We start from the raw sequence: 6,225 nt of genomic DNA, 5'->3' as shown, positions 1-6,225 counted from the left end.
CCAACTCGCGAACACGCCCACCACGCCATCCAAATCGTCCTCGCCGATACTGCGGTCATGTTGCAGGACCATTCGGGATACCATCGGCTGTGCGTTTCCGCGGTTGTCCCTCCCAGTGTTCCGCACACGATCGTCGAGGGTTCTACTGAGGCAGTGATGCTGTACCTCGACCCAGAAAGCGCCGCGGGGCGCGCGATATCGGGACGGTGGGGTAGCGACCAAGACTCAGTCCACACCTGGATCAACGCCGCCAACGGACTACCCAGGATCCACTCCTGGCCGGAGAGGGCGCGGGCCGGATCACCAGAGTCGCTCGTGGCGGAGATCCTGCATGCACTGGGGGCGTCAAGGTTAGCGGTACCCGGTGACTCAGTGCATCCCGCTCTAGACAGCGCTGTTCGTGCCTTGCCTAAGATGCTTGATGGCCCGGTGCGGTTGGCCGATGTCAGCGCCGAGGTTGGCCTGTCCGCTAGTCGGCTCCGGCATCTGTTCACCGAACAGCTCGGTCTGCCCTTTCGGCGTTACGTACTGTGGTTGAGGCTCCAGCGCGCCACCGAAGAGGTGCTTGGTGGGGCATCACTGACGGATGCCGCGCACGCTGCTGGCTTCACAGACTCCTCGCACCTGACCAAGGTCACATACCGAACTTTCGGGCTGGCGCCCTCGACATTGGCCAAGGCCGTGACCCCATTGTTCCCCGGCTGAATGACCGGCCTGCTCTTTTTTGCTCACGCACTGAAGAAGCCCCTCGTACCACTGTGAAGTCTCAGGAGACCAGTCAATGGCAGACACACCCCAGTGGTGAGAGCAACGGACCGTAGGCACCCAGGTGAAAAGTGGAATCGAGATTTGTTCTCCGAGTCAAAATCGGCGAATTAGTAATAACGATACGATGGGCTTTTCTGCACACATCCGCTTATATTTTCAGCTCAGTCGACCATTCGAATAACAGTGAGTCTTGTATTGACTCCTAAGCGCAGTCCCCTGACGCTAAAGGTGCGCCCGCTATTTATCCGTCCAGACCAGCCAGCGTGGCACACTCGACCGGTATGCCTCGTATTCCCGGCCAAAGCGCTCTTCCAATGCGACTTCCTCGGGTGGAATCTGCACCCGGTCGATCCACACCGCAAATGCTACTGCTGGAACTGTTGCGCTCCACCTCCCGCGCCACAGCGCATGCGCGCACAACAAGCCTGTCATGCCGAGGTACATGGGATTCCTACTGATCGCATTGGGGCCGCTTGTGACCAGAGAAGAGACTGCTTCGGGCTGCACGGGGTTTACGGTCGTGTCCTGCTGACGGAATCGTAAGACAGAACTGGCCAGCATCCCCGCTGAGGCAGCCCCTACCAGTGCGGCGCACACTGCCCGGGCCGGGTTGAGCGGTTTCTTCCGCAGAAGAATTTGAGCGGCCCCTGCTCCTGAGAGCACCAGAACTGGAGGAGCGCACACCTTGGGACTGTTCATGCCCTTATTCTCCATCCAATGAGCTCTCCGAAAAAGGACTCACAGCAGAGCTATCTGAGGCACTACTGCGAATCAGCCGGGTCTGACGATAGCGTTGACCTGGTGCCAGCGCTCATTCATACCGTGCAGGCGCACTCCGCCTGAAGGGGTCGAGGAAATCACCTGGCCGTTTCCGACGTAGATGGCGCCGTGGGTGTTGTTGTTGGCAAGCACGATGTCGCCAGGCTGAGGGCTGGAAACGCGGGGCAGTGATGCCTCCATGCCGTATGTGGTACGAGGGAGACCACCGCGACCAGCCTGGTTGTATGCCCAGTTGATAAAACCGGAGCAGTCAAAGCCGGAGGGAGTGGTTCCTCCCCAGAGGTAGGGGGCGCCGATGCCTGCATAAGCGGCGCTCACCACTGAGTTATTGCCGCTGCTGGCTGGCTGCTCTTCCTGTTCACCGGCAGGGGAGCCCTCACCTTCGGAGCCGGACGAGCTCTGCTGGGACTCCTGCTGAGTAGGCTCAGATTGCTGCTGGGACTGCGGAGCTGGTTGAGACTGCTGCTGGTTCTCGGCAGGCTCGCTCTGGGGGGCAGGCTGTTCGGTCTGCTGGGCAACGGGAGTTGCCTCAATAACTGGATCCGGCTCGGGCTCAGGTTCGGGGGCAGGCTCAGAGGTCACCGTCGGGCGGTCGAAGCTCAGGTCTACGTCGCTGGAGGCGGCCACAGTCACAGCCGCAGTGCTGGAAGAGCGCTCCACGGTGAGTTCTGAGGAGTTGAGCAAAATCGTGGCAGATTCACGGACTTCATCGGAGTTTTCAGCAGCGTTGGCAGCCACGCCGCTGCTGATGACCAAGCCTGAGGCGGCAAGGACAGCTGCGGTGGCGCGGCCGGCCGAGGCTGCGTGGGCACCGGTCATACTCTTACGGGAAGCGCGGCGACGATCGCGGCGCGAGAGGTACATGGTGTTGTCTGTCACTTCTAAAACCTTTTCCTGCTGTTGCGGTAGTTCTGCGAATCTCCTCCGCACCGGCCTTCGAGTAGCTGACCTGGTAACGGTTTCTTGAACACATTCAGGCTCAAGGGTCTGAACATGAGCACGACTATATAACAAATCTATAAAGTTTGTAACACTTCGATAACGGCCCGTGTCCTCACGACTGGACACTTCTGGCTTCAGAGCTCGGTTGTTCTCTTGAAGGGTGTGAACGCGGCCTGTCATTCTCGGGGGGTGCCGTCGCTTGAGCTGTCCTGTGGTCGAGAGCCTGGTGCCATCAGTGCTCCGGCAGCGTGCATGAGTACCTCCAGTGGTCCCCGGGCAAACTTCTGACACCAGAGGGCCGCTCCGATGGTGGCAGCTGTGAGAATCAGGATGACCGTGATTACCCCGGAAGTCTCAGGGGTCACGATGAATGCAAGGACCAGCAGATGAAAGACATAGACACTCAAGGAAAGCCGACCAAGGGCGGTGAGGGGATAGCTCCACCAACGCAAGTGAGCGGACGCAAGTAGCAGAAACCCTATGACGAACACTGCCGAGCCGACACCGGAGGCCAGCCAGAGAGGCATTTGCGAATGTCCGACAGCGGAGATGAGCCGGTCAAAGCCATTGCCGGGGCTTGGCTCACCGCGGAAAAGCACCAGCACTCGTGACGCCAGCAGGCCGCCGACAGCCGCGCCGCCGCCCCATAGTGTGAGACGCCACTGAACCCTGGTATCTGCAAGGTTGAGCCGGCCTAACCACATTCCGAAGAGAAACGGGCCGATCCATGTGATCACGGGATACGGGCCATAGACACAGACATCAGCCGCTATATGCAGGGGTGAATCCAGCAGCGTCGGAGCATGTCGGGTGATCTCATGGTCGCATTGGGCAGCAAGCCATACCACCGGACCGGCAGCCATTGAGGCCAGAGCACCGATGAGAAGCCCTCGTCGCGGCATCTGTACTGTGCACATGGCGACTACAAAGAGAGCGGCATAGGTGGGCAGGATGACGTTGACCTCGTGATCAAGCAGCTGCAGCCCAAGACCGCTGATGAGCAGAATGAGCACTCGAGGCAGTAGCGAGAGCACGCCACCTTTGCCTGCCTCCCGGTAGCGGCGCGTGGCAAGCGCGATGCCGACCCCTGCGAGAACAACGAAGAGCAGAGACGCGCGCCCGTAGGCAAGGCGCATCAACGGCTCTATGGGGCCAGCCTGGGTGACCTGGCCGACGTTGACCAGAACCATTCCCGCAATTGCGATACCGCGTGCAGCGTCTAGGCCAGGTAGGCGGCGCTGAGGGTGGGCTACTGATTGCCTCATGTGAGGATTCCTGGGTAACGGCTCATGGCGTGATTGCGCATCGAACTCCTTTGTCACAGAATGGTAACGATACTTCGGCCCGTGTGCTGAGGGAAGCTAGCCGCCGGTTTTCTACGTCCTGTAGAATCATGCAGAATGCGCATGTTCCTAATGAGCGGAGCATGGCGGCCTTGGAGGTGATTTGTATGCGCGGTGCTCAGACCGGGTATGCCGCTGACCTTAGAGGTGGAGGGCGTATCGCCCGTGGCCTGATCGTCAGCTTGATCGCAGTAGTTTCAACTGCTCTGGCTCACTACACCGTTACTGGTCATGCCCCTGCGCTGCTGACCGTTCTCTTTGCTTTTGCTATCACTGCACCGGTCTGCATTGGGCTCTCCCGAGTGCCCCGGAGCCGCACACGGTTGGCCGTGGCGGTGCTTGCCGGCCAGGTGTTTCTTCATATGATGTTTGGCCCCGGCCCGGCTGTTGGGGTTGAGGATCACCAGCATCAGTTGCTGATTCACACCGAGCCCAGTTCCCTGCTAGTACATTTCTTGGCCCTCATGGTGACCTATACGGCGGTGCGCCGCGGCGATGAGCTAGTCCAGATGCTGCAGTTGCTGCTGGAGATGTCCCTGTTCCGGAACATGCCAGAAGTCGCAGATACAGTCACCTACCCGGTGCATACACCCTCGGCAGAGAAACCATGGACTCCTGTTGAATCCCGTCCAGGAGAAGGCCCCAACCCACTACGCGGCCCGCCTGCACTTGTTTCCTGAGGTGTAGGCGGCACTGCCTTGTGCCTCCTCGCGTGCACCGGTCAATCCTCAATGACTCTTCCTTAGCTCTGTGCGCGCATGCCCAACTGGCTATCAAGGACAGGCTTCAAGGACGGTACCCATGCCCACTGAACACCAACCAGATTCCCCCATCAAAAGCCCTCTCGGGGGCACCATGACCAGATCGGTCCTTAAACGAGCTCTCATCGTCGGCGCCTTGGCAGTGCTTCTGCTTGTGCTGCTAGTGACAGTGTTCCGCAACTCACCAACAGACTCGCCACCGACCGATGAGGACCTGGCCGAGGAGCAAAATGCTCCAAATGCAGACCTGATCGTCAGGGACGACTCCCACAGACTCGATGATGTCCCCGACAGTGATGTGACGTTTGTGGAGTTCCTCGACTTCGAATGCGAGGCCTGCGGGGCGGTCTACCCAGCCGTGGAGGCGCTGCGGGATGAGTACGAAGGCCAGATCAATGTCGTCATCCGCTACTTCCCGCTTGACGGTCACCCCAATTCCCGACAGGCTGCCCACGCGGTGGAGGCAGCTGCCCGTCAGGGCGAGCTGGAGGCGATGTATCAGCGCATGTTCGAGACCCAGGAGGAGTGGAGCCACAACGAGGAACCCCAGGACGAAGTGTTCCGCGGCTTCGCCGAGGACCTGGGTCTCGACGTGGAGCAGTGGGAAGAGGAGTACTACTCCGATGACGTCGCCGAGCGAGTCCAAGCTGATTTCGAGGACGCCGTAGCACTTGGATTGCGTGGCACGCCGAGCTTCTTTATCAACGATCAACCGGTGAGTCCAGAGACGATGGATGACCTCACCGACCCCATCAACGACGCCCTTGAAAACCAGTGAGGCCGGGCATGTTTCAGACTCCGCAGAAGCCCTCACCACCGTCTGAGCGTCCAGTACCGGGACTCTCCACCCGTTTCACCGGGCTCGTTCTCTTATTCTCTGGCCTGCTGGGGCTGGTGCCCTCATTCGTCCTGGCAGTGGAGAAGTACTGGTTGCTGACCAATCCTTTCTATTCACCCAGCTGCACCCTGGGAGAGACACTTTCCTGCGTGCCAGTGATGACCTCTTGGCAGGCCGAGGTCTTCGGCTTCCCCAACCCGTATCTCGGGATCGCGGGATTCGCCATCATCGCAGCAACCGGTGGGGCTGTGCTGGGCGGAGCACGACTGGCGGGCTGGTACTGGACCGGGCTGCAACTCGGGGCCATCTTGGGCACGCTGTTCGTCGGTTGGCTGATGTATCAGAGCATGGTCAGAATCCAAGCGCTGTGCCCCTACTGCATGCTCGTGTGGGTGGCCATGTTCCTCACCGTTTGGTACGTCAGCCTCGAATCAGTCAGCCGGCTCAGCACACAGCTTTCTGGCCGCGCACAACGGCTCGCTCGCGCTGCCATCCGTCGGCACGAGATTGTGCTGCTGAGCTGGTTCGTGCTGGTCGGCCTGCTAGTGAACATAGCGGTGGTCAATTTCTCGTGACCACTTCAGACGCAGAGAGCCCAGTGCCACCCACACGTGCGCACCTGCAGCCTCTATGCGTGACCGATATGACTTCTGAACTTCACAACTGACCAAGGAGACACGATGCCTCTTGGCCATATCCCCACCTCGGCGAACCGGCGGAACACTCTCGCCGCGATCGCTTTGACCACCTCAGCCTTCGTCCTGACGGGCTGCGGATCTGACAACGACGACTT

At 59.9% G+C, this 6,225-nt stretch carries 7 protein-coding genes; 4 read left to right on the top strand and 3 right to left on the bottom strand.

Annotated features, from left to right (window positions below; genetic code table 11):
* Positions 1-705 (top strand): helix-turn-helix transcriptional regulator (locus TX78_RS14455; protein WP_044496609.1); only part of this gene is annotated, 705 nt, incomplete at its 5' end.
* Positions 706-1,005: 300 nt separating this feature from the next.
* On the opposite strand, the gene TX78_RS14665 is transcribed toward TX78_RS14455, so the two are convergent.
* The 3 genes from TX78_RS14665 to TX78_RS12205 form a co-directional block, all read right to left on the bottom strand.
* Entirely contained in the window at positions 1,006-1,467 is a 462-nt protein-coding gene (locus TX78_RS14665; protein WP_081652801.1) for a methyltransferase family protein, read from the bottom strand.
* 72 nt (positions 1,468-1,539) lie between these two features.
* Positions 1,540-2,427: a C40 family peptidase gene (locus TX78_RS12210; protein WP_044496608.1), complete on the bottom strand. Its 888-nt coding sequence runs from the start codon at positions 2,425-2,427 to the stop codon at positions 1,540-1,542.
* 239 nt (positions 2,428-2,666) lie between these two features.
* Positions 2,667-3,755, bottom strand: coding sequence for an acyltransferase family protein (locus TX78_RS12205; protein WP_081652799.1), 1,089 nt, complete (start codon positions 3,753-3,755; stop codon positions 2,667-2,669).
* Positions 3,756-3,940: 185 nt separating this feature from the next.
* On the opposite strand from TX78_RS12205, the gene TX78_RS12200 reads away from it, so the two are divergent.
* The 3 genes from TX78_RS12200 (at position 3,941) to TX78_RS12190 (ending at position 6,007) form a co-directional block, all read left to right on the top strand.
* The gene (locus tag TX78_RS12200; protein WP_044496606.1) at positions 3,941-4,513 is read left to right on the top strand and encodes a hypothetical protein; all 573 of its coding nucleotides are present in this window, start codon (positions 3,941-3,943) and stop codon (positions 4,511-4,513) included.
* Positions 4,514-4,634: 121 nt separating this feature from the next.
* Entirely contained in the window at positions 4,635-5,372 is a 738-nt protein-coding gene (locus TX78_RS12195) for a DsbA family protein (RefSeq protein WP_233722264.1), read from the top strand.
* 8 nt (positions 5,373-5,380) lie between these two features.
* The gene (locus TX78_RS12190; RefSeq protein ID WP_044496605.1) at positions 5,381-6,007 is read left to right on the top strand and encodes a vitamin K epoxide reductase family protein; all 627 of its coding nucleotides are present in this window, start codon (positions 5,381-5,383) and stop codon (positions 6,005-6,007) included.
* Positions 6,008-6,225 lie beyond the last annotated feature (218 nt).

The organism is Nesterenkonia massiliensis (genome assembly GCF_000455245.1).
Taxonomy (GTDB): domain Bacteria; phylum Actinomycetota; class Actinomycetes; order Actinomycetales; family Micrococcaceae; genus Nesterenkonia; species Nesterenkonia rhizosphaerae.
The sequence above is the reverse complement of the archived record's forward strand: the minus strand, read 5'-3'. Positions and strand labels throughout refer to the sequence as shown.